This is a genomic window from Planctomycetota bacterium (assembly GCA_016872555.1).
In the GTDB taxonomy this organism is placed as follows: domain Bacteria; phylum Planctomycetota; class Planctomycetia; order Pirellulales; family UBA1268; genus F1-20-MAGs016.
The window spans coordinates 25,707-51,373 of record VGZO01000030.1; the positions used below are offsets into that span (position 1 = coordinate 25,707).

A 25,667-nucleotide genomic window follows, 5' to 3' on the forward strand; every position below is an offset into this window, starting at 1 on the left:
GCTCCGGGGGGGGGCCGCGCCGAGTGCGCGGTGCGAGAGGGCGGGGGATCACGGTCTGACGCAGGCCCGAAAGTCTGCCACACGGAGAAAGCGCTGTCGAGAAAAAACCCCCGCAGGGCGGGGTGGCGCGGCACGACCGCCGCGCGCAACACCCTTCGTGCGAACACGTTCCGCGTCCACGGGAAGACAGCCGGGATGCGTCAGGGCACGGCCACGCTGCCGAGCAATTCGTCGGTCACGGCCCCGGCCTCGCCGACCTCGATGCCCAGCCGGACCGACAGCACCGGCTCCGCGACCTGCTGGACGTCGTCAGGGCTGACGAATCCGCGTCCTTCGAGCCAGGCCCGTGCCTGGGCGACGCGCTGCCATGTGAGGAGTCCGCGGGGGCTCACCCCGAGACTCACCCCGGGATGGCTCCGCGACCGGCGCGCGAGTTCGGCGAGATAGCGCTGTACGTCGGTCGCCACCGGGACCGCCGCGACGGTGGCCTGGATGCGGTCGAGCTGACCGGGGGCGAGCAGGGCCGCGGGGGGGGTGGTGTGTGGTCGGTCGGGGTGTTCGATCGCGGCGGCAAGCATCGCCACCTCGTCGTCGGCGGCGGGGTAGCCGATCTCGAGCTTCATCGCGAACCGGTCGAGCTGCGCCTCGGGGAGCGGGTAGGTGCCATGCTGTTCGTGTGGGTTTTGCGTGGCGATCACGAAAAACGCCTCGGCCAGCGGAAACCGCCGTGTGTCGACGGTCACCTGCCGCTCCGCCATCGCCTCGAGCAGCGCGCTTTGCGTCCGCGGCGTGGCCCGGTTGATCTCGTCGGCGAGCAGGATCTCGGCGAACACCGGACCGGGGCGGAACTCGAACTCCTGCGTCTTCTGGCTGTAGATCGAAAACCCGGTGATGTCGCTGGGGAGGAGATCGGGGGTGCACTGCAGCCGTGCGAAACGGCCGCCGAGGGCATCGGCGAGTGCCTTGGCGAGCGTCGTCTTGCCGAGGCCGGGACGGTCCTCGAGGAGCAGGTGGCCGCGCGCCAGCAGGCATTCGAGGACGCGGCGGATGACACCGGGCTTGCCCTTGAGCACCACCTCGAGGCGCAGGCGGACGGCATCGATCGCCACCCGGTCGTCGGCGGCCAGACGGGGCATCGTCGTCGCGGTCATCGTCGGGCTCCCGGGGTGGGAAGGAGTGGCGTCGGCACGCTGGCGCGCTGGCGCAGCCGCGCCCATGACCAGCAGGTCTCGGAGACGGCCGCCGCGGAGCGGACGGCCCGCTCCCCGATGTCGATGCCGGCCGGGGCGTAGAGCGCGGTCTCGAAGTAGCGGAGGGCCTCCGCGGCGCCGACGGCATCGGATTCCGATGCCGCGGCGAGCGCCGCCAGCCAGCGCGGAAGTGTGACATGGGGAGGCCGAGGCACTCCTGCCCGCCGGCAGCGCCGGTCGAGCCTGGCGACCAGCGCCCGCACCGCGTCGCGCCCCGAGGGTGTCGGCCGGAGCCGTTGCACCGCTGCATCGACGGCGTCCACGAAACGGCGCCGCAGGACGACCGCGGCCATGAGCGTCGCCACCGCGAGCACCGCGAGCAGCGGGTTCCGCGCGACGGCGCGGAGGGCCCCGTGGGCTGCGGCGGCGACCCACTCGCCCCACGACAGCGGTGGACGCAGGACCTCGTAGCCGGGCGCGGCCTCGAGCGTGACCCAGTTTCCCGTCGCCAGGAACAGCTCGGCCCAGACGTGGACGTCGTCGGCGAGCACGGCGGTGTGACCCGCGCGGCGATCGTAGCGTTCGGGACGGGCGTAGAACCCGCTCACGAGCCGTGCGGGATAGCCGAGACCGCGCAGCGCCACCACGGCGGCCGAGGCGAACAGATAGTCGGGACCGCGGCGCGTGCGGAGGAGGAAGTCGGCCACGGCGTGACCGGTGTCGGCGCCGGCCCGGGCTTCCGGATCGAGCACGTAGTCGGTGCGGAGCCGTTCCAGGACTCGGTCGATCTGCTTCCAGCCGCGCGGCAGGTCGGCGACCCACGACGCCACCAGCTCGCGGACGCGGTGCGATTCGGGATCGTCGCCGCACTGCCGGTAGGAGTCGGGGCCGGAGTTGGCGAACAGCGGGAGGCGGTCGCGGGCCCGCAGGCTCTCGGCGCGTGTCTGGAGGTGGATCGGGGTCAGCGACGGGATCGTATCGCGGTCGAGCCGGAGGATCCCGGGCTGCGCCCAACGGAAGAAATCGGCTTGGCCGAGCTTGTCGACGTGGACGCCGGTGAGGCGTGCGGGGGCCGGGATCCGGTTGCTCTGGAGGTTGACGATCTTCACGGCGTGGGTTTCCGGCGGACCGTAGCCGTTGAGCGTGACCACCGACTCGATCCGCAGCCAGGGGCGCCCGTGGACGGTGTCCATCGAGAGCCGGGGAACGAGGACTCCGTCGGCCGGCGCGGGCTCGGGCTCGGGATGCCACTCGACTCCGTCGTAGCGGTCGAACGACTCGAGTCGCAGGTGGAGCGGCACTCGTCCCTTGACGTGAAACACCGCCGGCGAAGCGACGTCGCCGATCGCGCGGCGGTCGGGGCGCCCCGGCTTGCGCACCAGGGAGAACTCGCGGCTGGCGCGGCTGGCGGTAGCCGCATCATGGCGCTCCGGAACCTGCGCCGTCTGTGGTGGCAGGCTGATCGCACGCTGCTGCTGCGTGGTTTTCCGCGGCTCGTTGTAGGTGTCGTTGAAGATGTCGTACAGCGCCGGCTCGTGCGACGTCATGAAGGGCGCGTCGTCGATCGGCGCGAAGCTCTTGATGTTGTCAAGGCCGGCGACGAGGTCGTCGCCGTCACCGACACCGGAGCTCGCCCAGGGAGCACCGCGGTCCTGACCGCCCGAGGTCGGCATGAATCCGTCGAGGGCGTGGATCTGTCTCCCGGCGACCGGGAGCGCGAGGAGCAGGAGGAGGAGCGTCACGGGTAGGGCGACCAGCCATGGCCGCGGCACGCCACGGTGGGCGCTGGCGACGAGCTGACCGTCGAGGCTCTCCCAGTAGCTCCCCATCAGCCACCACACCCCGACCAGCGCGAAGGCCACGACCAGCCCCTGGATCCACAAATGGCCGGCCAGCGCCGAGGCGAAGATCACCAGGAACGTCGCCAGCACTCCGCCGATCCGCTGGGCATCGGCATGGTGCGAAAACAGGGCGAGCAGCAGGACCGCGTTGCGGAACAGCGCCAAGGGGAGTTTCTCGACCGGCAGGGGTGCCTCGACGGCGAGGCGGACCGCGACCTCGGCCGCGAACGCCGCCACCGTGCCGCAGGCCACGAGGGCGAGCCGCTGCCGCGGCGTGCGCCCCAGCCAGGGGGCGTGGGCCACCGTCCGGGCCCCGAGCCACAGGCCGACCGCGCCGGCCACAGCCGCGGCCCCGAAGGCGAAGACATCCCGTGCGCCGTCGACGAACAGCCCCGTCGCCTCGAGCGTCGCCACGGCGACCACGGCCAGCCCCACGGCGAGCAGCCTGGTGCCCGTGGCCGGTGCGGGGGGCGTCGTCTCAGCCGGCATGGCAGAGGTTCCTCCAGCCGCGGCGGAAGCTGTCGGCGACGTCGCCCGAAAGCCACAGGCTACGGCCCGGCAGGGGGGACCGCGGGCCGGCGGTGTCGTTGTCGATGACGATCCACAGCCGGTCGCCATGGACGTGGCGGTGTTCGACGCGCCGCGTCAGCGCCCGTCGGCTGACGATCGAAACCTGGAACACGCCGCAGTTTCGATGGTGGATCCGACGGCACCCCGGCGCGGTGCCGTGGTGGCAGTCGTCGCGGTCGGTCCGTGGCAGGAACCGGGCGAGGTCGTCGAGGAAGCGGCGCAGCCCGGCTTCACCGGGGGCGACGCGAAGGGTGGTGTGGCCGAAGCAGCATTCGACCGCGGCGTGCTGGCGTTGGTAGGCGGTGGCGATGCTGGCGGCGATCCGGATCGCATGTTCGAGCGTCCCGTCGGGCCCCTCCCCCTCGTGCAGCGCCGGCTCCGGATCGAACACGATCCGCACCGCGGACAGGACCGGCGCCTGCCTCTCACTGACGACCATCGTCCCGCCGCGCGCGGTGAGCGGCCAATGGACGCGCCGCAGTGAGTCGCCGTCGCGGAACGGGCGCGTGCCGATGGCATCGCCCGACTCGCCGGCGCGCGACTCGGAGACGAGGTCGCTCGACGGGCGCGTCTCGGCCGCGTCGAGGAGCGTCTCGAGGAGCACCGTCCGCGGCCAGACGAGGATCGGGCGCGCCGTCGCGACCGTCCGGCTCGCCTGCCGCAGGCCGAACGGAAACCCGGTCACCAGACGCAGCGGCAGTGCCGGATGGCAGCCACGGCGCCGCGGCACGAACTCCCAGGTGAAGGTCGCCGTCGACAGTCCCGCGATGCGCGCCAGGGCCACGCTCGCCGGCCCCCCCAGATCGCCCTCCAGGGAGATTCCCCACACCGGCCATGGCCACGAGTTGCGGACCGCTACCTCCGCGCGGGCCACGTCTCCTTCGACGACGCGCGGCTGCTGGAAGCGGAGCGTGGCCGACAGGCCGCGGACCGCGATCGACGGCCAGGCATATCCCAGCGCCACGACGACGCCGATCGCCACCGCGGCGACCAGCGCGATCGGCTTGACGAACACGGCGCACAACACGGCCGCCGCCAGCGCCAGTGAAAGGCTGGCGATCGGCTTTTTCATCCAGTACACCCAGCGATTGGCGCCGGGGCAGAAATCGTGTGTCAGGAGGCGCCCCAGCGCCGCGCCGAGGGCCTGCACCTGGAGCCGCATCGTGAACCCTGCCAACGAGGATCGACAACCAGTCTGCACGAGCAACGTGGTTGCACAAGCGCATCGTATCATGCGGGGCCGGCGGGGTCAGCGATCGGGCCGCACCATGCGGCCGCCGGCATCGGTCCGGAGAACGCGGCGGTGAACGACCCGGAGCCCGGCCTCCCCCACCTGCCGTCCCCGGCGGAGCGGCACTCCGACCGGCCGCTGGTGCTCGCGGTCCTGACCCTGTGCATCGGGCTGCCGCTGCTTCGTCCGGTCGCCGTGGCGGTCGACGCGAGCGCCCGCCCCGTACGCCGCCTCGTCGAGGAGTCGGCGGCGGAGCAAGTACGGATGGGGCTCGTCGAGGCGCTGCTGACCGCCGGCGTGTTCGCTCTCGGGGCGACGATCGGAAGCTTCCTCAATGTCGTCGTCCACCGGTTGCCGCTGGGGCGTTCGCCGCTCCACGGCCGCTCCCACTGCCCGGCTTGCGGCCATGGAATCCGCGCCCGCGACAACGTTCCGGTCCTCGGCTGGCTGCGGCTCGGGGGGCGTTGCCGCGACTGCGGCTCGGAGATCTCCCCCCGCTATCCGATCGTCGAGGCGATCTGTGGTGGTCTTGCACTGCTCCTGTGGGAGTGCGAGCTGCTCTCCGGAGGCGCCACGCTCCCGGTCCGCCCCCCGAACCTGTTTGCCGGGCTGGCGTGGGTCATCCTCTACCCGCGTCTCGACCTGATCGGCCTGTTCCTGTTCCACGTCGGCGTGATGGTGGTCCTGGTGGTCTGGACCCTCGTCGCCACCGACGGCGGCCGGCTTCCGCCCCGCCACCTGGCGACGATGCTCGGCCTGGTGGTCGCGGTGACGACTGCGTGGCCGTGGCTCCATCCCGTGCCGCTCGTCCCGGGAGACATGCCGGGGCCACCTTGGCTCTCCCGAGGTCTGGCCGTGGCACTCGTCGGTCTCGCGGTCGGCGGTGTCGTCGGCAGCGCTGCCGGCCGGTCGATCGGCCCGTCATGGTGGTCGGCGTCCTGCCTGGCACTGTGGGGGGCGGCGTGCGGATGGCAGGCCGTCGTGGGAACCGCCCTGGTGATGGCCGGGCTGGTCGCGGCCGACCGCCTCGCATCGCGATCGACACCGTGGCTGCCGCTTCCGGCGCCGTGGCTGTTTCTCGCCTCCGCCACGATTCACCTCGTGGCGTGGCGCTGGATTCACGGATTTCTGTTCGGCGCGGCGCAGGCCTCGGTCGTCGCGCTCACTTGGTGCTGAGCTCGATCGTCGGCAGTTCGGTCGTCGAGGCGCTGACCTCGACCGACATCTCCGAACGGTCGCGCATGGCGTACCGGCTGCGGAGCAGGTCGGGGATGTCGGGCGTCGCTCCCATGCTGACCGGCAACTTGCTCTTGGCAGGATCGGGCCACGAGGCGGTCACCTTGAACTTTCCGGCGGGGAGGCCGGGATTGGTCTTGAACACCACCTTGTAGGAACCGCTTGAATCGGTCGTCCCCGTGCCGACGTCGCCCGGCGCCCCTTCCCGGTGAAACAGCAGCACGACGCCTTCGGGTGCCTTGCCATCGACGGTGACGCGGCCGGTCACCGGATAGAGTTTTTCGCTCGCCGGGCCACCGCAGCCGGCGAGTGCCAGGCCGGCCGCGGCGACGAGTGCCGTCACCACCGATCCGCCATGGCAGCGACCGGACAGGGGATGAGAAGTCACGAAACGGTGCATGGCGACGGCTCCCTCGGGGACGACACGAACGCAGCGACTCGGCTCACAGGCTCCGGGAAAGCGGCCCGCCCGTCCGGGACGCGCGGTCCCGGACGGGCGGGCGTATTGTTCACGCTCTGACAGGGGAAACACAACCGACCGCCATGGAATCGACCAGGGCGGGCCGGTCGGCGACCCCGGTGAATCAGTCCATCGCCAAGTTCTCGCCGCTGTCGCGGGTGATCATCGCCACGACGATGTTCGCCGCGGTCTCGGAGGAGAGGAAGCTCACCGACCCGTCGGCCCGGACGACCATCGCGCCACCCGGATGCATCGAATAGATGCCGTCGCGGTTAAGGATGTTGATCGCCGAGCAACCGGCCTGCGACGGGATGGTCGCGTCGGCACCGCTGTAGCCCTGGATCCGGCGGGCGGTGTTCCAATCGCCCCAGAACGAGTTCAAGTGGATCGGCTCCCCCGACACGCCGCGGTCGTTGATGCCGTCGACCACCGACGCCGGGACGAGCTTGCCCATGAAGTAGCGTTCCTGCTTGCCGGCGATCTCGGCCAGCAGGATCGTCTTCGACGTGCCGTCGGTGGCGGCGGCGAGCTTGATCCGCGGCGTCCGCTCGAGCGTCGGGCAGTTGAGTCCCGAGCAATCGGCGTCAGACGCGCCCAGCATGCCGTTGTCCAGGTTGGCGTTGGACAAGCCGGAACAGGCGGCGAGATTGCCGGCGACGCCGCGGGTCGGCACGTAGTCGGTCCGTCCCAGCTTGTACAAAGGGGGCCAACCCGGCAGGCCGCCGGACTGCCCCCACGGCCCGTAGTCGCTCTTGTCGCTCGGCGTCGACGGGCAGATGAAGACCTGGACGTTCTCACGGCTCGAGGCGGGAACCGTCGCGCCCGGATAGGGAGAGGGCAGGTTGCGGGGATCGACCAGCGGCCGCTTGGTATCGAACAGGGCGAACCTTGTCGCCTCCTCGATGAACGGCAGGACCTGACCGTTGGCGGCGAAGCCACGGCGCGTGTCCTGAGAAGCATTGGCGAACGGCGCCGGCGGGGACAGCGCGTTCAGCTCGGCCTGCGAGAAGTGACGGTTCCACGTGGGGAAACCCTTGTAGCTGCCTTCGTAGTTGTGATACGCGAGGCCGAGCTGCTTGAGGTTGTTGGAGCAGGCCGAGCGCCGGGCAGCCTCGCGCGCCGCCTGGACGGCGGGCAGGAGGAGACCGACGAGCGTGCCGATGATGGCGATGACCACGAGCAGCTCCACGAGCGTGAAGCCGGCCCGTGAGCCAGGACGGGGACGATTCATGATGAGACTCCTCTTCTCCGGAGCGGAATGAAGGACAGGTAATGAAGAAAAAATCGCTGACGAGAGACCAGCCCGGGAGGTTCACCGAATGGTGGAGAGCCGGGCGACACCGCGACGACCTTTGCAGGCGACGCGGATGGACGACAGTTTCATCGAATCTTCATCGAATCGGATGGTGAGCTTCGTTGAGGTCGAAACCGAGCTCGGCGGAGATGCCCCTGGTTGGCAGATTTCGTGAGCGGTCGGCCAACGACCGAGGTGTCGTACGCAGTGCATCGCGTGTGCGTTCGCTCTCGATGCACGCCGACCCACGGATGCGGACGACCACCATTCCCTTCCCCACCCCTCACTATACGGAGTCGGGACAATTGCTGCAATGGATCGGTGGCGTCATGTGGGTCCGGGACACAGGTTCCCTACCGGTCCCCGTTTCCGCCCATCCACCCCGGCCGTGTCGTGGCCGTGAATCCGCGCCGCGACAGGAGACCTCGAATCGCCGCTTTTTCGCGTTATTCGGCGCCTCGGGCGGCCGGCCGCACGAACCCCGGGTCCCCCTCCCAGGGCAAGGTCTTCTGGTCGAGCCCGTCAAACGGCAGCGTGTCGGGGGTGACGCGGACGGCGGTCGACACCTTGAAAGGAAACAGGCCACCGGATTCGTATGCGAGCTCGACGAACGCCGCCGTCCATCCCTTGTCGGCCGGCTTGGCCTTGCCTGTCCAGGCCCCGTCGGCGCCGGCCTCGAGCGGCGTGCTCGTCCAGGTCTTGCCGATCGTGTCGACGCGGAAGTCGCGTGCCGAGGGGTTGTGGGCCTGCCAGAGCGTGACCGACTTGGGCTTCACGGCGCTCGTCACGCGGATCGACCCGTCGGGTGTGAACGTCCAGGCGGCTTCCGGTCGCGGCTTGCCGGCGATCAGCATCTGGTAGAAGGCGACGATGCTCGTCACCGCGTCGAACGAACCGTCGACGCCATGGTCGGTGTTGGGGACGTAGCGGATGTGCTTCTCCCCGAGGAGCTCGGCGTAGTAGAAGCGCGACGAGTCGGGGAGGAAAAACTGGTCACCGCTGCCGTTGACGATGTACTTGGGGAGCGTCAGCCGCTCGCGGTAGGAAAACGGATCCTCGACCCGATGCAGGTCCTGCATCCGCGGATGGTCGGGGCGCTGGACGATGCCGTGCTGGACGTAGTTGCCCAGCGCCTTGGCCCAGAAGCCGTAGGCGGCGCCATGGTGGCGCATCGACTCGTCGACGTTGAGGACGTCGATCACGATCGGGACGATCGCCTCGACGCGCTTGTCGACGACGCCCGCCATCCAGGTCGTCCAGCCGCGCTTGCTGCCGCCGGCGACGACGAATTTCGCCACCGGTGCCCCTTCCTTGGCCGACCACTCCTGGAGGCAGTCCATCGCCTTGACGACGCTCTTGACCATCGGCAGCCGCGGCAGCCAGGTCGGGTCGCCGCTGTCGAGGAACTGATCCCAGCAGTAGGCGATCAGGTCGTCTTCCTTGCGCGGCACGCCGTCGCCGTGGAACACGAGCGGCTGGTTGGGAATCATCCGCAGCTCGGCCACCATGCTGCCGGTGGCCTGGGCGATCTGCGCGATCACCTGGTTGGGCTTGTCGGGGGGGCCGCGGTCGTTGGCCCCGCCGCTGACCAAGAGAAACAGCTTGTCGGTCTTGAGCGACTCCGGCTTGACGACCGTGAGCCAGTGCTGCCAGACGGGGCGATCGACCTCCTCGGGGCCGCGCCATGTCTGCGACGTGAGCTTGATCACGAACGTCTTCGAGGGATTGCCGGGAAACGTGTTTTCCACCGTCCAGCCGTAGGCCGCCTCCGGGCGGGCGACGTAGTCGTCGATCGCCGTGGCGAGGTCGGCCTCGACCACCGCCTGGCTCCACCCGCGCCCGGCGGCGGCCGCGAACCCTGCCGCCACGATCAAGCCCCACGCCATCCATCGTGCCGCGACCATACGAACCTCCCCGAGTGGATTGCCGCGAAACCCGGCGGGCGACGCGCACCGCCGCCCGCATTCCCGCGGAGTATAGCGGGCTACCGCGTGCTCTCTTCTTCAACTTCAACGCGCTTGTTCGGCAAGCGGCCTTCGGTCCGAGGGGTGCGCGCCGGCGCGTCACAGGCCGTCGTCGGTCAGCGACCCGAGGCCGGTCGACGGGGCCGGGGGATGCCACACGGGCCAGTCGACCGCGTGGCGCCGGTTCAGTGACTCCAGGTCGATCTCGACCGACGCCGGCCACGGGGCGGTGGCGTCCTTGGGGGCGTGGTAGAAAAACGCCGAGAAGTCCTTCGTTCGCCGTGGGCCGGGGCGGCGCGGCTGGCTGCCGGGGTTGTTCGGGGAGACCACCAGCAGGAAATCGCTCGGCGCGACGCCGGCGACGTCGCTGTCGCGCCACGGCGCGAACGAGCAGCGCATCATCGGCGGCCGGGTCCGCGCGGCGGTGGCGTTGGCCGGCGCGGCCACGGGCAGACGGACGTCGAGGGCCTGAAACAGCGCCCGCTCCTCCATGAACGGGAGGATCTCGCGCGCCCAGCCACCGGGGTTGGGGGGCGCCGGCGGCGGCGGCAGGACGCCCCGGCTCGAGTCGCAGAACATGTCGAGGGCCAGCGACAGCTGCCGCTTGTGGTCGGCGCACTCGGCCCGTGCCATCCCCGCACGGACCGATTGGATCGCCGGAAACAACAGCGACACCATGATCGAGATGATCGCCAGGCAGACGAGCAGCTCGACGAGCGAGACGCCACGGCGGCGGACGGCGCAGCGTGTCATCAGGCACCTCGTGCCGCGGTGAGCGCGGCGAGGGGGACGGTCACCCGGCAGCGGTCGCAGATCATGATGTCGGCCGTACCGCTGCCGACAGGGTGGCTTGTCCACCGCGCGGTCGCACCGGTGGCGACGCGCTCGAACAGCTCGACCGTGCCGTCGTCGGGATCGACGACCACGTACCACGCGACACCCTGGTCCAGGTACAGGTCCTTCTTCACGGTCAGATCCCGCTCGCGGGTCGCCGGCGAGAGGATCTCGACGACGATCGCCGGTGCCGTTTCGACGTGCCGCTCCGGCACGCCCCCGCAGACGACGACCAGGTCGGGGCGGACCACGGTGTCATGGGCCACGATCCAATCGATCTCGGTGAGGACCGTCGCCCGGCAGCCCCCGGGGCGATTCTCGGCGTCATCGACGGCGTACTTGAATGCTGCCGCCGCGTCGGTCAGCGCCTTGGCGTGCCGTCCGAACGGGCTCGGGGTCATCGCGACGGCCAAGCCGTTCCACAGTTCCCAGCGCCCCTCCCACTGCCGCCAGTCGGCGACCGTAGAGCGCGGTTCGTAGCGGGGTGCGGTGCTCATGGCGGCACTGGTCCGGGAACTGCGTGGACGCGCCGCGCGGGAGTCGCCCCGCGGAAGATCCCGCGCGGAGGGCTCATGGGGCGACGACCTGCCGGCCTGGCAGTCGGGAGACTACCACGTTCGCCGCCGCCGAGGCCGCCCCTCGCTGATTGCAAATCGTAGGATTTCAGCCTACGATTTGCACGATGTGGATAGAGCGTTCGATCGAGCCGAGGATTCACTCACTCGCGGCGACGCGCCCGGTCGTCGTCCTCACCGGCGCGCGGCAAACCGGCAAGACGGCCCTGGCACGGCGGCTGTTTCCCGACCATCGCGTCGTGTCGCTCGACCTCCCGAGCATCGCCGCGCAGGCCGAACACGATGCCGCGACGTTTCTCGAGTCGCACCCGCCGCCGGTGGTGATCGACGAGGTCCAGTACGCGCCCGGGCTGTTCCGGTACCTGAAGCGCGCCGTCGACGAGCGGCGCGGCGAACCCGGGCGATTCATCCTCACCGGCTCGCAGCCCTTCACGCTGATGCGTGGAGTGGCGGAGTCACTGGCCGGGCGGGCGGCGATCGTCGAGGTCGAGGGCCTGTCGCTCGCCGAGATCCGCCGTGCCCGGCCGGACGTGGGGATCGAGGAGGTCATCCTCCGCGGCGGCTTTCCCGAGCTCCACGCCGATCCGGCGATCGAACCTGTCGAGTTCATGCACGCCTACGTGGCCACCTACCTGGAGCGCGACCTCCGCAGCCAGCTCCGTGTCGGTAGCCTCCGCGATTTCGAGCGTTTCGTCCGTGCCGTGGCGCTGCGCACGGCCTGTCTGGTCAACCGCGCCGAGTTGTCCCGCGATGTCGCAGTCGCCGGGTCGACCGCCGGAGAGTGGCTCGGTTTGCTCGAGCGCGGCTCGATCGTGTCGTTCCTCGAGCCCTGGTTCTCAAACCGTGGCAAGGCGTTGGTGAAAACGCCGAAACTCTACGTCCGCGACACCGGTCTGGCGGCGTTCCTGACGGGAATCGGCAGCGTCGCCGAGCTCCGTGGCTCGCCGCTGGTCGGGCCGCTGTGGGAGACCTTCGTCTGTGCCGAACTGCGGAAGTCCCTCGCCGATGCCGGATCCGGCCGGCAGTTGCACTTCTGGCGCGACCGGACGAAAGAAGCCGACTTTCTCATCCACGCCGGCGGCAGGTTTGCACTCGCAGACGCCAAGTGGGCCGAGACGCCGTCGGGCACCGACGCGGCGCGCCTCCGCAGGGTCGGCGATCAACTCCCCCGCGGCCGTGTGCAGCGGATGGCGCTGATCTGCCGCACGGCCCACCGGCACCGTCTCTCGTCCGGCGATCCAGTCCCCGTGTTCGCCCTGCCGGTCGAGGAAGCCGCCGGCTTCGCGACTGCCGCCACCTGACCGGAAGGTCCGTCGTCTTCTCGCCGTCACCGCGCGATCCCCGCGGCGACGCAGGCGGCGGTGATGGCGCGGTGGCACTGCCGGGCCGCTGCCGCGGCGTCGTAGCCGGTGCGTTTCGATACCTGGCTGCTCACCTCGCAACAGACGTCGCCGCCGTAGCCGGCCGTGACGAGGCCGCGAAGCGTCGCGGCGTGGTCGGGGGTGCCCGTCGTGCCGGGCAGCTCGAAGCCCACCTTCCCATCCGCCTCGGCCGCGTCCTTGACCGCCACGTGGAACAGCCGCGGCGTTGCCGTCGCCAGTGCGGCGGCGAGATCGATGCCGCGGAACACGAGATGGCTGGCGTCGAACACCAGCCCCACCGATCCGGGACCGCCGAGCTGGTCGATCAGCCAGCGCCCCTCGGCCGGTGTCGACATCGCGCCGAAGCGATGCGGCTTGACGGCGATCCGGAAGCCGTCGCGGTCCGCGAGGTCGCGCCAGGCGCCGACGCGGTCGAGCAGCAGCGCGCGCACGTCGTCCCAGCGCCCTCCGCCAAGCACGGTCTGCACCAGGGGCACCCGGTCGGGGGCGAGGTCGCGCGCCAGCGCCGCGGCGCGGACGAGCCGATCGAGCTGCATGCGGTGCGCCGTCTCGTCGGTGGCCGGGGGGAGGTTTTCCATCAGCGCCGAGAGGACAAGGCCCCGGCCGGCCAGCCGCGCCCGGAGGTCGTGGCGGTCGACGGCGGTGAGCCGCTCGGGTGCCGTCGGCCAGTCGGTGAGGACCGCGATCTCGATCGAATCGAAGCCGGTGTCGGCGACGAGATCGACGGCCGCCGCCGGGGAAAGCGATGGCATGCCGTAGGTGCCGATGCCGAGCGTGATCCGCGCCGCGCGCTGTTCGTCGGCCCGCGCCAGCGGTATGGCCAGCAGCGCTGCGGCCAGCAGGCGGCGCCGCTGCACGGCCGCCGGAGCGGAGCGCCCGGTTGTCTGCCGCGGTCGTCGACCGTGTCGCATGCCGTCGCGCCCGTCAGCCGATCGTGATCATCCGCTGCGCCGAGGGGGCGCCGTCGCCGGCCGCGTTCCGGGCGACGATCCGGAAGGCATAGTTCGCGCCGCGCACCAATCCCGTCACGGTCCGTGTCCGCGAGATCGACGCGCCGTCTTCGACCGTGCTCCAGAAGTCGGTGTTGAGCCGCCGGTACTGGACCAGATAGTCGCTGATCGGCCCGCTGCCGCTGTTCGACGGCATCATCCAGGTCAGCGTCGCCGAGCCGGAGCCGGCGAACAGCGACAGCCAGGTTGGCGGGCCGGGGGAAGCGGCGGTCGTGGCCACGGCCGTGCCCGAGGGCGTGGCGTCGCCGAAGGCGCTGCGGGCGACGATCCGGAACACGTAATTGGCCCCGGGCACCAAGCCCGTGACGGTCGCCTGCGTCCGCGGCGCGACGCCGTCGGCGAACATCGACCAGACGGCGGCGCTCGCTCGGCGGTACTGGACGACGTAGTCGGTCACCGGCGAACCGTTGGCTGCGGCCGGCGCGTTCCAGGTGAGGTCGGCCTTGCCGTTCCCGCCGACGGCGCGGAGGCCCGTCGCCGCGGCCGGGGGCCCGAGCACCGTCGCCGTCCGCTGGCCGGACGGAGCGGCGTCGCCGACGGCATTGCGCGCGATCACCCGGAAGGCGTAGTTGGCACCGCCGACCAGACCGGTGACCGTGGCCTGGGTCGCCGTCGACACGCCGTCGGCAAACGTCGACCACTCGACCGCGCTCAACCGCCGGTACTGGATGACGTAGTCGGTGACCGGCGTGCCGCCGCTGTCGGCCGGCGCTTGCCACTGGAGCGTCGCGCTTCGGTTGCCGCCGGTCGCCAGCAGGGCGCTGGCCGGAGCGGGGGGGGCCACCGGGGTGACGGCCGCCGACGGATCGCTCCACGGCCCGGTGCCGGCCGCGTCGCGGGCCGCGATCCGGAACCGATACGGGGTGCCGTTGGTGAGGCCCGTGATCTCGAGGGCCGTGTCGGCCGACGCGGTGTCGGGCAGATCGCTCCAGGTCGCCCCGTCGTCGGTGCTCGACTGGATGCGGTACCCCGTCACCGGCAGGCCGGGGACCGCCGGCGGTGCGCTCCACGCGAGGTCGACCCGGCGGTCGCCGGCAGTTCCCGCCACGGCCGTGGGGAACCCGCGCGCCGTGACCGTGAACGCCGCCTGCGACGACAGCCCGCGGTCGTCGGTGGCGATGATCGTGATCGGCTCCAGTCCGAGCGTCGTGGCCGGCACGAGCGACCAGGTCCAGGTGCCCGCGGGATCCTGCGTGATCGTGCCTGCCGACGCCGTGAGCACCACCGTGTGGCCGGCGTCGGGGGATCCCCATGTGCCCATGTTGCCGATCGTGCCGCCGACGGTGCCGCTCACGGCCGTGGACCCGGCGGTGAGCGTGGGAGGCGTGGCGGCAGGGGGGGCGGCATCGTCGATGAACACGATCTCGGGGAGGACGTACGCCTCGGCGTAGAGCGTGTCGCCGGTGACGATCTGGTGGTTGACGTATGACTTCCGCCCGCCCGGCGCGGCGCTGCCGGCAGCCGCTGTCACGGCGACCACCTGCGGGACGTTCCAATTGGCCGGCGTGAACGTCAGCGCCGTGCCGCCGGCGGCGTTTTCGGCGGTGATGCCCTCGTCGGCCGGCGCCAGGTTGATCGTCACGTCCTGTCCGGGGGCGCGCGTGAGCACGAGCGCGTAGGTGTCGGGCTCGCCCCCCTCGACAACGCGCGTCTCGCCGTCGGTGGGCATCACGAGCACGGCGGGGTAGTCGTTGTCGACGATGTTGACCAGCACGCGCGGCATCCCCACGCCGTCGTAGGCGGGGTCGGCGCTGCGGGGCACGTGGCGGATCGTCGAGCGGTGGAGGCTCTGCTCGACGGTGTCGTCGACGGCGCGGACCGTGACGCTCCGCGGCACGCTCCAGTTGTCGGGCGTGAACACGACGCTCGTCGCCTGCTCGTCGCCCGTCGGGAAGACCCGGAGCTTGTGCGATGGGGCGACGAGATCGACGACGACGTCGGCCGTGGGCTGCTCGCGGAGGACGATCGTGTAGGAATCCTCGTAGCCCGACTCGGCGACGGTCGTCACGCCGCCGGTCTCGACGACGATCGCTCCGGGGCCGGCGACGGTCTGGATCGCCGCCAGGTCGGGGTTGATGTCGAAATGCATCTTCCCCTGTCCGTTCGCCTCCCAGCCGCGGAAGTCGAGGTGCGCCTGCCGCAGGTAGCCCGCCTCGCCGCCGGAGAACACGGCATCGATCCAGCCGCTGGTCATGGTGTCGAAGCCGAACACGCCGTCGATCCCCGGGGCGATGTCGATCACCAGCCACAAGAGGTTGGTCCACACCAGGTCGACGCCCTGGTCGGTGGGCACGTGGACGGCGTCGATCATGTACACCGGCGCGTCGCGCGAGCCGCCGACGCCGCCGACGGTCTCGGTGCGCGTGTAACCGACGTCGTTTTCGTCGAGGACACCGTCGCCGTTGGAGTCGAGGCCGAGCGACATCGCGATCGCCGAGGAGATGATCGTCACCTGGGCGCCGGTGTCGAACATGAAGTTGCCGCCGACGACGGCGTCGCCGTGGTGGACCTCGGCCGAGAAGAAGGGGATGTCGGCCCAGACCGGCGGGAACTCGCCTTCGATGACGTGGCCGTCGGGGGAGAAGTTGACACGGTCGTCGACGCTCACCGTGTAGCGCGGCACGGTCGCCGCCGGAACCTCCATGGCGAAGTCGGTCGCCATCAGGAAGTTGCCTTCGTCGAACGAGAGCCAGGGGGTGAAGTCGAGCGTCGTCACACGCTCGGTCATCGCCGGCATCCCCACGATCCCGAACGGCCCGAACATGCTCACGTCGCGCGTCGCGTCGGAGATCACCCGCGCGTCGACGAGCGTCTGCCGGACCCCCGACGTGCCGGCGAAGTCGAATTGGTACGGCGCGGAGATGTCGAACAGCTGCGCGCCGCCGACGCCGAGCTCCTCGAACACTCCCTCGACCTGGTACGGCGGCGGCGATTCGTTCATGTCGTCGACGCCGGTCTTGAACACGAGGATCGTGTTGGCACCGGTGTCGAGCAGCCAGCTGTTGAAGATGTCGGGGCCGATCGACTGCCCCTGGGAGTTGCCGAGCTCGACCGTCACCCGCGGCTGGTCGAGGGCGACGTTGTCGCTCGGGCCGAGGTCGATGAACGGCCGTAGTGCCGACGCCGACAGCGCGAGCCGCGCCTCGAGAGGTTCCACCGCCGCCGCTGCCTGCCGCCGGGCTGCCGCCCGCCGTGCCATCCCCCGCCGCCGTCGGTTCGACATGGAAGCCTCCTCCCCGGGATGCGGCCGCGCGCACCACGGCATCGCCAACGACGAATCGCGGCGGTCGGCCGCCTGGCCGGATCCCCGCCGACGTGATCCCCTCCCCCGGACAGAGCGTCAGTATGCAGTATACGGACCGCGCCGCGCGGAGGCAGCAGGAGAATCAGCGGCTCGCCACCGGCCGCGCTGCCGCTCGCGACCGGCGCCCGCAGCGGGGACGAGATCGCGCGCTGGACGTGAACGAACGCCGGTTTCGCTTCCGCCCGGCCGGCTATTTCCCCTTCGTCGCCGGGAACCCGGCCTCGACGAGATCGGGATAGCCGGGCTTGAGGGCACGGACGTCGTAGCCGAGCGGCTCGAGCAGATCGGCCACCTTCTGGCAGCGTCCGCCCGCCTGGCAGTGGAGGTAGATCACCTTGTCCTTGGGAAGGACCTTGGCGACAGCTTCCTTGTCGATCTGCTTGAGGCTGCTCATCGGCAGGTGGCGGGCCTCGCGGAGATGCCCGTCCTCCCATTCGTCGGCCTCGCGGACGTCGACGATCACAGCCTTCTTCTCGACCAGCCCCTTCTTGACCATCTCGAGGGTGTCCGTGGTGTGCTCGGCGAGGGCCGGCAGGGCGGCGGCCCCTGCCAGGGCGGCGACGACGAAGGCACAGTCGCGGCGAGTCAGACGGGTGGACATCGGGATCTCCTCGGGACGGGATGACGGTTGATCATGGCATAGCACATGGCCGGCCGATGCCGGAAGGGCTCCCGGCCCGGCCGGTGCGGCCCCACCGCGGCGACTACGATGGTGCGGCCGAAAGCCGGCAACGCTGACCCGTCGGCCGATCGACCGCGACAGGAGCACGACATGCGGCGCCCCTCACTGGCCTTGGCGATCACGGTTTTCCTCTTCGCCGGCCGCGCTGTCGGGCAGGATCATGTCGGGGTGTTCCTCACCTGGCCCGACGACCCGACCCGGGGGATGGTCGTCAACTGGGTGAACCTGTACCCGAAGAACGCCACCACCGTCTTCTTCCGCCGCGCCGACGCCGCCGACGATGCCGACTGGTCGAGCGCCGAGGCGGAGGAGCTCCAGCTCGCGCCGTCGGCGCTGGTGCTGCGCCGCGTGGAGCTGGCCGGTCTCGCCCCCGACACGCTGTACAGGTTCGGGATCGGTAGCCGCCCCGACACGCCCTCGCAGGGGTGGCTTGCGCGCACGATGCCGGCCACGCTCTCCCGGCCGGTGCGCTTCGTCGCCGGCGGCGACATGATGCACGCGCGCGAGTCGCTCGACCGGATGAACCGCCAGGCGGCCCGGCTCGACCCCGACTTCGCCCTCCTCGGCGGCGACCTGGCCTACGAAAACGGCGCTCTGGCGATGCGCTGGATCGACTGGCTCTCTTCGTGGACGACGGCCGGCGCGGCGGCCGACCGCCGGCTGATTCCGCTGGTGATCGGGATCGGCAACCACGAGGTCCGCGGCGGCTACGGCGGCGCGATCCCCAACGACGCTCCGTATTACTACGGCCTGTTCGTCCGGCCGGGGGGGCGGAGCCATTTCGCGGCCGACGTCGGCGACTACCTGTCGCTGGTGATGCTCGACTCGGGTCACACCGTGCCGATCCCCGCGCAGGCCGACTGGCTCGGGGAGGCGCTTGCTGCCCGCCAGGCGCGGCCATTCCTGTTTGCCGCCTACCACTTTCCTGCCTACGGCACCGCCAAGGCACCTGCCGACAAGCTGCCGATCGAGCACCCGCGCTCTGTCGAGATCCGTGAGCACTGGACGCCGCACCTCGAGCGCCACGGTGTCTCGGCGGTGTTCGAGCACGACCACCACACGTTCAAGCGTTCTCACCGTCTTCGCGGCCACCGCCGCGACGACACCAACGGCATCCTCTACCTGGGCGACGGCGCCTGGGGGGTGCGCACGCGTCCCGTGCCGTCACCGGAGGCGGCTTGGTGGTTGGCACGGGCCGAAGCGAGGAACCACTTGTGGTGCGTGAACCTGCGGCCGGGCGCGGCGGGCGGGCCCCCCACGGCCCTGGTCCGGGCGATCGACGCCGACGGCGTGGTGTTCGACGAATTCGAGCTGCTCCCGATCCGCACACGTCCCGAGGCCCAGGCCGAGCCGGTCACGGCTGCGGATTGACGGCCTGGCGCGAGACCGCGGGCGGGAGTCGCCCGTGGATCGTGAGCCGATCATGGGCAGGGCGGATCATGAGCGGATCGGATCCGGGCTTCCCTGGGCTGGTCGGCTGGACCGCCTCCCGCGCGCGGGTATCTTTGACACTGACGACGGGAATCGCTGCCGGGCGTGGGTGACAAACGCCCTCGAAGGTTTTCCCATGGCCTCGCTGCGCACCACGCGCGAGTCTGCTCCCGCGGCTTCGCGACGAGCCCGACGATTCCGGCGCGTGGACCGAGTTCGTCACCATCTACGGGCGCCCGGTCGTGCAGTGGTGCCGTAGTCACGGCCTCCAGCACGACGACGCCCACGACGTCGCGCAGGACGTGCTCGTCCGCTTCTGGCGCCATGCGGCGGTGTTTCGCCACGACCCGGCGCGGCGGTTCCGCGGCTACCTCCGGCAGATGGTCGTCGCCGCCGTGTCCGACTGGAGCGCGGCGCGCCGTGCCGACCGACTCGGTACGGGCGCCGCGACGCTGCAGGATTTCCTCGCCACCGTGCCGGCGCGAGACAGTCTCGTCCGCCGGATCGAGGAGGCGTTCGACATGGAGGTGCTCGACTTGGCCCTCGATGACGTCAAGCGACGCGTGCAGCCGCGGACCTGGCAGGCCTTCCATTTGCTGGCGATCGAGCGGGTGCCGGCCGCCGACGTCGCCGGCCGGCTGGGGATGACGGTCGACAACGCCTACCGCGCCCGCAGCTACGTCCTCCGCCTGCTCCGCCGGGCGGTCGCCCGGCGGGAACGGTCGGCGGCCGACTCCGTCCACCAACCGTCGTGAGGCTGGCGATGACGGCGCCCGTTCCCGACGACGCTGCCGCGGGCCCGCCTCTCCCCGCCGCCGACGTGGCCCTGATGGAATTGATCACGCGCCCGCGCCGTGCGCCGGGGCCCGACACGATGGCAATCGTCGGTCGCCTCGCGGCTCGGCCACCCGAGCCACCGCCGTCGCCACCTCTGGCTGTGCCCGGGCTCACCGATTTGGTCGAGGTCGGCCGTGGCGGCATGGGGGTGGTCTACCGGGCGCGCGAATCCCGACTCGACCGGGTCGTCGCCGTCAAGGTGCTCGCCCCCGACGCCACACCGACGCCCGAGCGGCGCTCGCGAGCCGAGCGCGAGGCGCTGCTCCTGACGCGCATCGTCCATCCCAACGTCGTCCAGATCCTCTACGTCACCGATGTCGCCGGCGCACCGGCGATCGTCATGGAATGGATCGACGGACCGTCGCTCGACGAGCGCGTCGGTGCCGGCACCTTGCCGGCGGCCGAGGCCGCGGCGCTGGTCGCCGACGTCGGCCGGGGCGTGGCGGCGCTCCACGCGCGCGGCATTATCCACCGCGACATCAAGCCCGCCAACGTGCTCCTCGCCCCCGCCGCCGGCGGCCGTCGCCCGACGCCGAAGCTCGTCGATTTCGGCCTCGCCCGGCCAGACGCCGATCCCGGGCCGGCGGTGACGCGCGACGGGATCGCCGTCGGCACCTCCTCGTTCATGGCCCCGGAGCAGACCGGCCTCGATCCGGCGCTCGGGCAGGTCGGCACCGCCGCCGACATCCACGCCCTCGGCGGCCTGCTCTACTGGCTGCTGTGCGGCTCGGCGCCGTTCGATGCCAAGAGCACGTCCGAATCGCTCCGCCGCGCCGCGGCGGGGGAGTTCCGGCCGCTGGGCGCGCTCGTCGCCGGCGTGCCCGCCGATCTGACCCCGCCGCGGGCAACTGTGCGCCGTCGGTCCGGCGGTGCCCCGCTCACTCGCGGCCGTCGCGCGGGGCCCTGTCAACCGCGATCACCAGATTGGCGCCGTTGCGCCGCAGGCCGCCGCTTGGCCGGTTGACGACGCGAAACCCGTCGCTTCCGGGCGGCGCGGCGACGAGCGTCGTCGAGCCGCCACCGTCCATGTTGACGCCGTCATCGGCGCCCATGTCGCGGAGCAGTTCGCCGACCTCGCGCACGGTCAGTCCTTGGCTCGCCGCCTGGCGGCCGTCGGCGACGAGGATGAACAGCGTCTTTCCGTCGGCCGACAGCCCGAAGCCGGTCCGCGGATGGAGGACATCGTCGGGGGCGGAGGGCACGCCGTCGATCAAGCAGAATGAAAACCCACTGACGGCCGTCTCGATCGCGGTCAGGTCGTCGCCAGGATTCACGACGCGCAGCTCCGCGCTGCCGTCGTGGCCGATCACCAGCGCTGGTCGCCCCGTGGCCGGCGACACGACCACGCCGTCGTCGACGACCAGCCCCATCCGGTCGGCATGTTCGAACGCCTTCCCCGGCACGAACGGCTCCCACGGCGACGCATTGACCCCGAGCACGACCGGCACGCCGGCTGCCCGTTCGGCGGCGACGAAATCGGGCACGGTCTGGAGCGCCGTGCGGATCACGAGGTCGGGAAACGCCTTGTCTCCATGGGGAGGCATCGGCTGGCCCCACCCGGCCGCGCGGGGCGTGGCCTCGCAGCGCGTGCCGGGCCGGGTGAGGTCGACGCGCACACAGCCGAGCGCCACTTTCCGCGGCGCCGCCGGATCGAACGCGGCGTACTGCGGGCAGGTGAGCCCGGCCTCGGGCTCCTTGACGATCGTCGTCGTCACCATCTCGACACCCGGCGCGAGTGCCTCGGCCCGCGCCCAATCGAAGTCGGCGCGGGCCACGCGGACGCTGCAGGCGAGAACCGCTGCCGCGGCCGCGAGCAGGACCGCCCCCGCGCGTGTCCCTGTGATGCGGCAGCAGCACGAGTGCGGCTCGACCAAGGGGGAGCGTGTGACGCGATGGTGGTATCGCTGATGCATTCGGAGTGTCTCCGCGCGTTCCTCGGACAGCGGCGGCGGTCGTGGCGCCCTCGGTCGTCCAATCACGCTGTTTTCTGTGTCGTCTGAAAACCGGTGGCGCGCGATGGGGGGGCGGTCCTGGTCCCCGGGAGGAGCCCGTGGCCCTGCCGGGGTCGCGGCGACGTCAGCCGCGATCGGTTGACACCCCGATCATCGCTGCAAGACAATGTCGTGCAACGGGGTCTACCATGTCGACGTTGACGATTCGGCTTCCCGACGAGCTGCGCCGCGAGCTCGACAAACTCAGTCGAGACGAGAACAAAGCCGTCAGCGACATCGTCAGGGAATCGCTGCGGCGCTAGATCGCCGTCGAGAGATTCAGGGCGCTGCGGAGAAGGGCTCTTCCGTTTGCCGAGGCTCAGGGGCTCCTGACCGACGAGGATGTCTTCAAGGCCCTGTCGTGAAGACGCGGGTCGTCCTCGATGCCAACGTGGTGATCGCCGCCACCGCCGCGCAGCCAAGGGTGGATAGGGGGGCGCGGTGGCCAACGTGATCGGCCGCCGGTTTCTGACGCAGGCGACCTGGGAAGCGGCGACTCGTCGCTCCGCGGCCGGCCGACGGCCGTTGCGATGGCGGAATTCGCCCTGCCTGGACTGGCCGGTGATGCGGCAGGCGTCGCCAAGCCGATGAGCAGCTGAAGCGAGGGGCGCGAAAAACCGGCGCGCGGGGTGGGAAAAAAGCCGGCGCCGCAAGGGTTTGCAGCAAGTCGCAACGGGCTGTGAACGCCGGTTGAAAAGTGCAGCGCGCAGCGGCCGAAAAGTGCAGCGCTGGGGTTGGGTTTGGAATCTACTCCGTCAAGTCACTTGCTCCAAGGATCGATCTGTCAGGCCGACGGTCCTGCCCTGCGTTGCCGTCTCCGGGCATCCTTGAGTCGATAGCTCTCGCCTTTCGCCTCGAGGATGTGGCAGCGGTGTGTGAGGCGGTCGAGGGCAGCCCCTGTGAGCCGCTCGCTGCCGAGCACCTCGGTCCACTGCTCGAAGGGGAGATTCGTGGTCACGATCAGGCTCTGACGCTCGTAGGCCGTCGACAGCACGTCGAAGAGCAGCTCGGCCCCGGCCTTACCGGTGGGCACGTAGCCGAGTTCGTCGAGGATCACGAGGTCGAGTTGCTTGATCTGCTTGCGGAGGCGGATGAGTGACTTCTCCTCTCTGGCCTCCAGCAGCAGCGTGATCAGCTCGGTGACCCCGAAGAATCGCACCTTCCGCCCCTGCCCGCAGGCCGCCAGGCCGAGGGCGATCGCCAGATGCGTCTTGCCCACGCCGCTGGAGCCGATGAGGAGGACGTTCTCGCGCTCGTCGATGTACTGCCCCTTGGCGAGTTCGAGCACGAGCGGTTTGTTGATCGAGGGCTGCTGATCGAAATCAAACTCGTCGAGCGTCTTCGTTTGCGGGAAGCGGGCCGCTTTGAGCCGCCGTTCGGCGGCTCGCCGCTCCCGCTCGATCAGCTCCAGTTCGCACAGCCGCTGGAGGTAGGCGATGTGATCGAGGTTCTCGATCGCCGCCTGCGAGGCGACCTTCTCGCACTCCTCACACATCGTCGGCAGCTTGAGCGCCTTGAGATGATGCTTCACGAGCACCGCGCACTTCGTCTTGCTCATACGGACACCTCCGTCTCCAGCAGCGACGCGTACGCGCTGATGTCGGTCGGTGGGACGTGCACGAGCTTCAGGTGGGGACGGCTGTCGAGGCAGAAGAGCGCGACCGGAGACTCACGGCGGTGCTCCAGGATGACGCGGATCGTGTCAGCATCGGCGACGCCCTGTCCGAGCGCGTAGTCGAGCGCCGTGGCGAGTTCATCGAGCGTCGCCTTCTCCAAGAGCAAGAGCACCCGGATGAACTCGCGTGTCCCGAGTCCGTCAGGGGTGCGCTCCATCCGACGGCGGAGCACATCGAAGCAGTCTGGGAGCTGCCAGTCGGCAAGCGGACGGGCGTAGTCGAAGGCACCGGGCTTGCGCTCCAGGAGCGCCAGATAGTGGATCGGATCGAAGAAAAAGCGTTCCCGGCCCCAGTGGCGGCGATGCCTCGCGATCAGACGATCCTCGAAGATCATCTTCACGTCATCGACCGTCGCCACCACCGTGATCGTCCGGTGGGCGTACTTCACCGGCACGCTGTAGCTGTTGGTGTCGAAGCGCACCAACGACAGCGAATTGGCCCCGGTCTGCGTGATCCGGCGCGCCTCACACTCCTGGGCCGGAAGCGGCAGCAAGGCACTCCGCTCCTCCAAGAGCCTCTCTCCCTTCGTGCCATCCTTGCCCCGCAGTTGCCGGGCAAGATCCGCCCGGCAGCGCTGCTCGAGCGTCTCGTTGAGTTCCGCGAGCGACTCGACGCTCGGCACCGGTACGAGGAAGTTCGCCCGACCGAAGTCGACGAGGCATTCGACGTGCCCTTTTTCGTTCGCCCGCCGCACCAGGCAAAACTGCGTCTCGAACAGACAGTGGCTCTGGAGCCGCTGAAACTCCCTCGTCACCTGCCGCTCGCGGCTGCCGGTGATCTTCGCCACCGCGATCTTGCTGTTGTCGTAGCGGATCTTTCGCGGCACGCCACCGATGAAGCGGAAGGCCCGATTATGCCCCTCGAGGAAAGCCTCGGTGCACTCCCGCGGAAACGCCTGAATGTAGAGCGCGTCCGAATACGGCAGCGTCATCACGAACAGCGCTACCTGATGCCGCTCACCGGCGAGGTCGACATAGGCGAAGCCGAAGTCGACCTGGGCCTCGCCCGGTGGATGCGAGAGCGGCACGAAGACTTCCTTCCTGGAGTCCTTCCACTCCCGGACTGCCGCCCTCACCATTGTGACGCCGCCGGTGTAGCCGCGTTCGGCCCTCAGTCGGTCGAAGATCCGCTGCGCCGTATGGTGCTGCTTCTTGGGCGCCTCCCGGTCCTGCTCCAGCACCTCGTGGATCCACGCCAGGTGCGGCCCCAGGATCGGCTTCTCACGCTTCGTCCGACGGCGGTACCCGGGCGGCTCGGCGTGTGCGAGCATCTTCGCAAGCGTCCGCCAGTTGATGCCGTATTCCTGGCAGGCCGCCCGCTTCGACAATTCGCCGGTCAGCACCCGGCGCCGGACCTCGGTCCACATCTCCATCGCTGCATACACTCCTCGTGCCTCGCTCTCGGTAGGGGGAGATCGCGGCTTCGCCGCGATTCTCCTGACCGACACCGCTGCACAGTTGTGCGCTGCATTTTTCGACCGGCGGGACTACCCGCCGCGCGCTGCACTTTTCAACCGGCGTTCACGCCATCTGCTCCGCGAGGCCTTCCAGCGATTCTGGGAGTACACGAATCCTGCGGCGGCTGGAAACTTCCTCGACGAGTGGACCACCGGCGCGATGCGGAGCCGCCTCGACCCGATGAAGAAGGTCGCCCGCAGCATGCGACGCCATCGCCATCTGATCCTCAACTGGTTACGGGCCGGAGGCACGATCTCGGCGGGCGTCGTCGAGGGTTTCAACGGCAAGGCGAAACTGACCACTAGAAAAGCGTTCGGCTTCCGAACGTCACAGGGCATCGAAATCGCCCTGTTTCACGTCCTCGGACGACTACCAGAGCCGGATTCCACCCACAGATTCTGCTGAGGAGGCTCTAAACAAGAACAACCCGACGGCCGGTGTGGTGGCGACATCCGCCTCATCGCGTTCATTACCGATCCGGGGCCGATCCGGAAGATCCTTACACATCTCGGCGAACCGCTCGAACCACCGCCCGTCTCTCCCGCCCGTGGCCCACCGACCGACTGGGGAGACCTCGTGCAGGTCCACAACGAATGCGACGTGACTCAGACGTCGCCCGACGAACTGCCCGTGATCGACATTCGCAGCCTCTGACGGGATCCCATGTCACGGTGCGGACGGCCCGTGAGAAGGGCGGTTTCA

General features: G+C 70.2%; 20 protein-coding genes and 2 pseudogenes. 8 read left to right on the forward strand and 14 right to left on the reverse strand.

What is annotated here, in order from left to right; translation table 11 throughout:
* Window positions 1–200: 200 nt before the first annotated feature.
* The 3 genes from FJ309_11155 to FJ309_11165 are packed head-to-tail and all read right to left on the reverse strand — an operon-like array spanning window position 201 to window position 4,835.
* A complete protein-coding gene (locus FJ309_11155; GenBank protein MBM3955155.1) occupies window positions 201–1,151 on the reverse strand; it encodes a MoxR family ATPase in 951 nt (316 codons plus the stop codon).
* Window positions 1,148–3,649, reverse strand: coding sequence for a transglutaminase domain-containing protein (locus tag FJ309_11160; GenBank protein MBM3955156.1), 2,502 nt, complete (start codon window positions 3,647–3,649; stop codon window positions 1,148–1,150). The genes FJ309_11155 and FJ309_11160 overlap by 4 nt, the downstream gene beginning before the upstream one ends.
* A complete protein-coding gene (locus tag FJ309_11165) occupies window positions 3,510–4,835 on the reverse strand; it encodes a DUF58 domain-containing protein (protein MBM3955157.1) in 1,326 nt (441 codons plus the stop codon). Before FJ309_11165 ends, FJ309_11160 begins: the two co-directional genes overlap by 140 nt.
* Window positions 4,836–5,096: 261 nt before the next feature.
* Here FJ309_11165 and FJ309_11170 point away from each other — a divergent pair, with 261 nt between their 5' ends.
* Window positions 5,097–6,008 carry a prepilin peptidase gene (locus FJ309_11170; GenBank protein ID MBM3955158.1) on the forward strand — a complete coding sequence of 304 codons (912 nt, stop codon included), beginning with the start codon at window positions 5,097–5,099 and terminating at the stop codon, window positions 6,006–6,008.
* Here the strand turns inward: FJ309_11170 and FJ309_11175 are convergent.
* From FJ309_11175 to FJ309_11195, 5 genes are all read right to left on the reverse strand, one after another.
* The gene (locus FJ309_11175; GenBank protein ID MBM3955159.1) at window positions 5,995–6,468 is read right to left on the reverse strand and encodes a carboxypeptidase regulatory-like domain-containing protein; all 474 of its coding nucleotides are present in this window, start codon (window positions 6,466–6,468) and stop codon (window positions 5,995–5,997) included. The genes FJ309_11170 and FJ309_11175 overlap by 14 nt on opposite strands.
* A 184-nt stretch (window positions 6,469–6,652) precedes the next feature.
* The gene (locus tag FJ309_11180; protein MBM3955160.1) at window positions 6,653–7,759 is read right to left on the reverse strand and encodes a DUF1559 domain-containing protein; all 1,107 of its coding nucleotides are present in this window, start codon (window positions 7,757–7,759) and stop codon (window positions 6,653–6,655) included.
* Window positions 7,760–8,268: 509 nt separating this feature from the next.
* The gene (locus tag FJ309_11185; GenBank protein MBM3955161.1) at window positions 8,269–9,726 is read right to left on the reverse strand and encodes a PhoPQ-activated pathogenicity; all 1,458 of its coding nucleotides are present in this window, start codon (window positions 9,724–9,726) and stop codon (window positions 8,269–8,271) included.
* Between the two features lie 159 nt (window positions 9,727–9,885).
* Window positions 9,886–10,539, reverse strand: a complete 654-nt coding sequence (locus tag FJ309_11190) for a DUF1559 domain-containing protein (GenBank protein ID MBM3955162.1) — start codon at window positions 10,537–10,539, stop codon at window positions 9,886–9,888.
* Entirely contained in the window at window positions 10,539–11,117 is a 579-nt protein-coding gene (locus FJ309_11195) for a Uma2 family endonuclease (GenBank protein ID MBM3955163.1), read from the reverse strand. The genes FJ309_11190 and FJ309_11195 overlap by 1 nt, the downstream gene beginning before the upstream one ends.
* A gap of 185 nt (window positions 11,118–11,302) precedes the next feature.
* On the opposite strand from FJ309_11195, the gene FJ309_11200 reads away from it, so the two are divergent.
* Window positions 11,303–12,496, forward strand: a complete 1,194-nt coding sequence (locus FJ309_11200) for an ATP-binding protein (protein ID MBM3955164.1) — start codon at window positions 11,303–11,305, stop codon at window positions 12,494–12,496.
* Between the two features lie 26 nt (window positions 12,497–12,522).
* On the opposite strand, the gene FJ309_11205 is transcribed toward FJ309_11200, so the two are convergent.
* From FJ309_11205 to FJ309_11215, 3 genes are all read right to left on the reverse strand, one after another.
* Entirely contained in the window at window positions 12,523–13,488 is a 966-nt protein-coding gene (locus FJ309_11205; GenBank protein ID MBM3955165.1) for a sugar phosphate isomerase/epimerase, read from the reverse strand.
* A 13-nt stretch (window positions 13,489–13,501) separates the two neighbouring features.
* Window positions 13,502–16,810, reverse strand: coding sequence for a hypothetical protein (locus FJ309_11210; protein MBM3955166.1), 3,309 nt, complete (start codon window positions 16,808–16,810; stop codon window positions 13,502–13,504).
* 271 nt (window positions 16,811–17,081) lie between these two features.
* Window positions 17,082–17,492, reverse strand: coding sequence for a rhodanese-like domain-containing protein (locus FJ309_11215; protein ID MBM3955167.1), 411 nt, complete (start codon window positions 17,490–17,492; stop codon window positions 17,082–17,084).
* A gap of 171 nt (window positions 17,493–17,663) precedes the next feature.
* Between FJ309_11215 and FJ309_11220 the strand changes: the two genes are divergently transcribed.
* The 3 genes from FJ309_11220 (at window position 17,664) to FJ309_11230 (ending at window position 20,805) form a co-directional block, all read left to right on the forward strand.
* Window positions 17,664–18,944: a metallophosphoesterase family protein gene (locus FJ309_11220; protein MBM3955168.1), complete on the forward strand. Its 1,281-nt coding sequence runs from the start codon at window positions 17,664–17,666 to the stop codon at window positions 18,942–18,944.
* Window positions 18,945–19,168: 224 nt separating this feature from the next.
* Window positions 19,169–19,759, forward strand: a complete 591-nt coding sequence (locus FJ309_11225) for a sigma-70 family RNA polymerase sigma factor (protein ID MBM3955169.1) — start codon at window positions 19,169–19,171, stop codon at window positions 19,757–19,759.
* 8 nt (window positions 19,760–19,767) lie between these two features.
* Window positions 19,768–20,805: a serine/threonine protein kinase gene (locus tag FJ309_11230; GenBank protein MBM3955170.1), complete on the forward strand. Its 1,038-nt coding sequence runs from the start codon at window positions 19,768–19,770 to the stop codon at window positions 20,803–20,805.
* On the opposite strand, the gene FJ309_11235 is transcribed toward FJ309_11230, so the two are convergent.
* Window positions 20,720–21,754, reverse strand: coding sequence for a phosphodiester glycosidase family protein (locus FJ309_11235; protein ID MBM3955171.1), 1,035 nt, complete (start codon window positions 21,752–21,754; stop codon window positions 20,720–20,722). The genes FJ309_11230 and FJ309_11235 overlap by 86 nt on opposite strands.
* Window positions 21,755–21,981: 227 nt before the next feature.
* Between FJ309_11235 and FJ309_11240 the strand changes: the two are divergent.
* Window positions 21,982–22,197, forward strand: a pseudogene (locus FJ309_11240) (ribbon-helix-helix protein, CopG family).
* 419 nt (window positions 22,198–22,616) lie between these two features.
* On the opposite strand, the gene FJ309_11245 reads toward FJ309_11240, so the two are convergent.
* Complete coding sequence (locus tag FJ309_11245) at window positions 22,617–23,390, reverse strand: ATP-binding protein (GenBank protein MBM3955172.1); 774 nt, start codon at window positions 23,388–23,390, stop codon at window positions 22,617–22,619.
* Window positions 23,387–24,880, reverse strand: a complete 1,494-nt coding sequence (locus FJ309_11250; GenBank protein MBM3955173.1) for an IS21 family transposase — start codon at window positions 24,878–24,880, stop codon at window positions 23,387–23,389. Before FJ309_11250 ends, FJ309_11245 begins: the two co-directional genes overlap by 4 nt.
* Between FJ309_11250 and FJ309_11255 the strand changes: the two genes are divergently transcribed.
* Together FJ309_11255 and FJ309_11260 are read left to right on the forward strand one after the other, a co-directional pair.
* Entirely contained in the window at window positions 24,801–25,370 is a 570-nt protein-coding gene (locus tag FJ309_11255; GenBank protein MBM3955174.1) for a transposase, read from the forward strand. The two genes, FJ309_11250 and FJ309_11255, sit on opposite strands and share 80 nt — an antisense overlap.
* A 33-nt stretch (window positions 25,371–25,403) precedes the next feature.
* Window positions 25,404–25,523, forward strand: a pseudogene (locus FJ309_11260) (IS91 family transposase).
* Window positions 25,524–25,667: the final 144 nt, after the last annotated feature.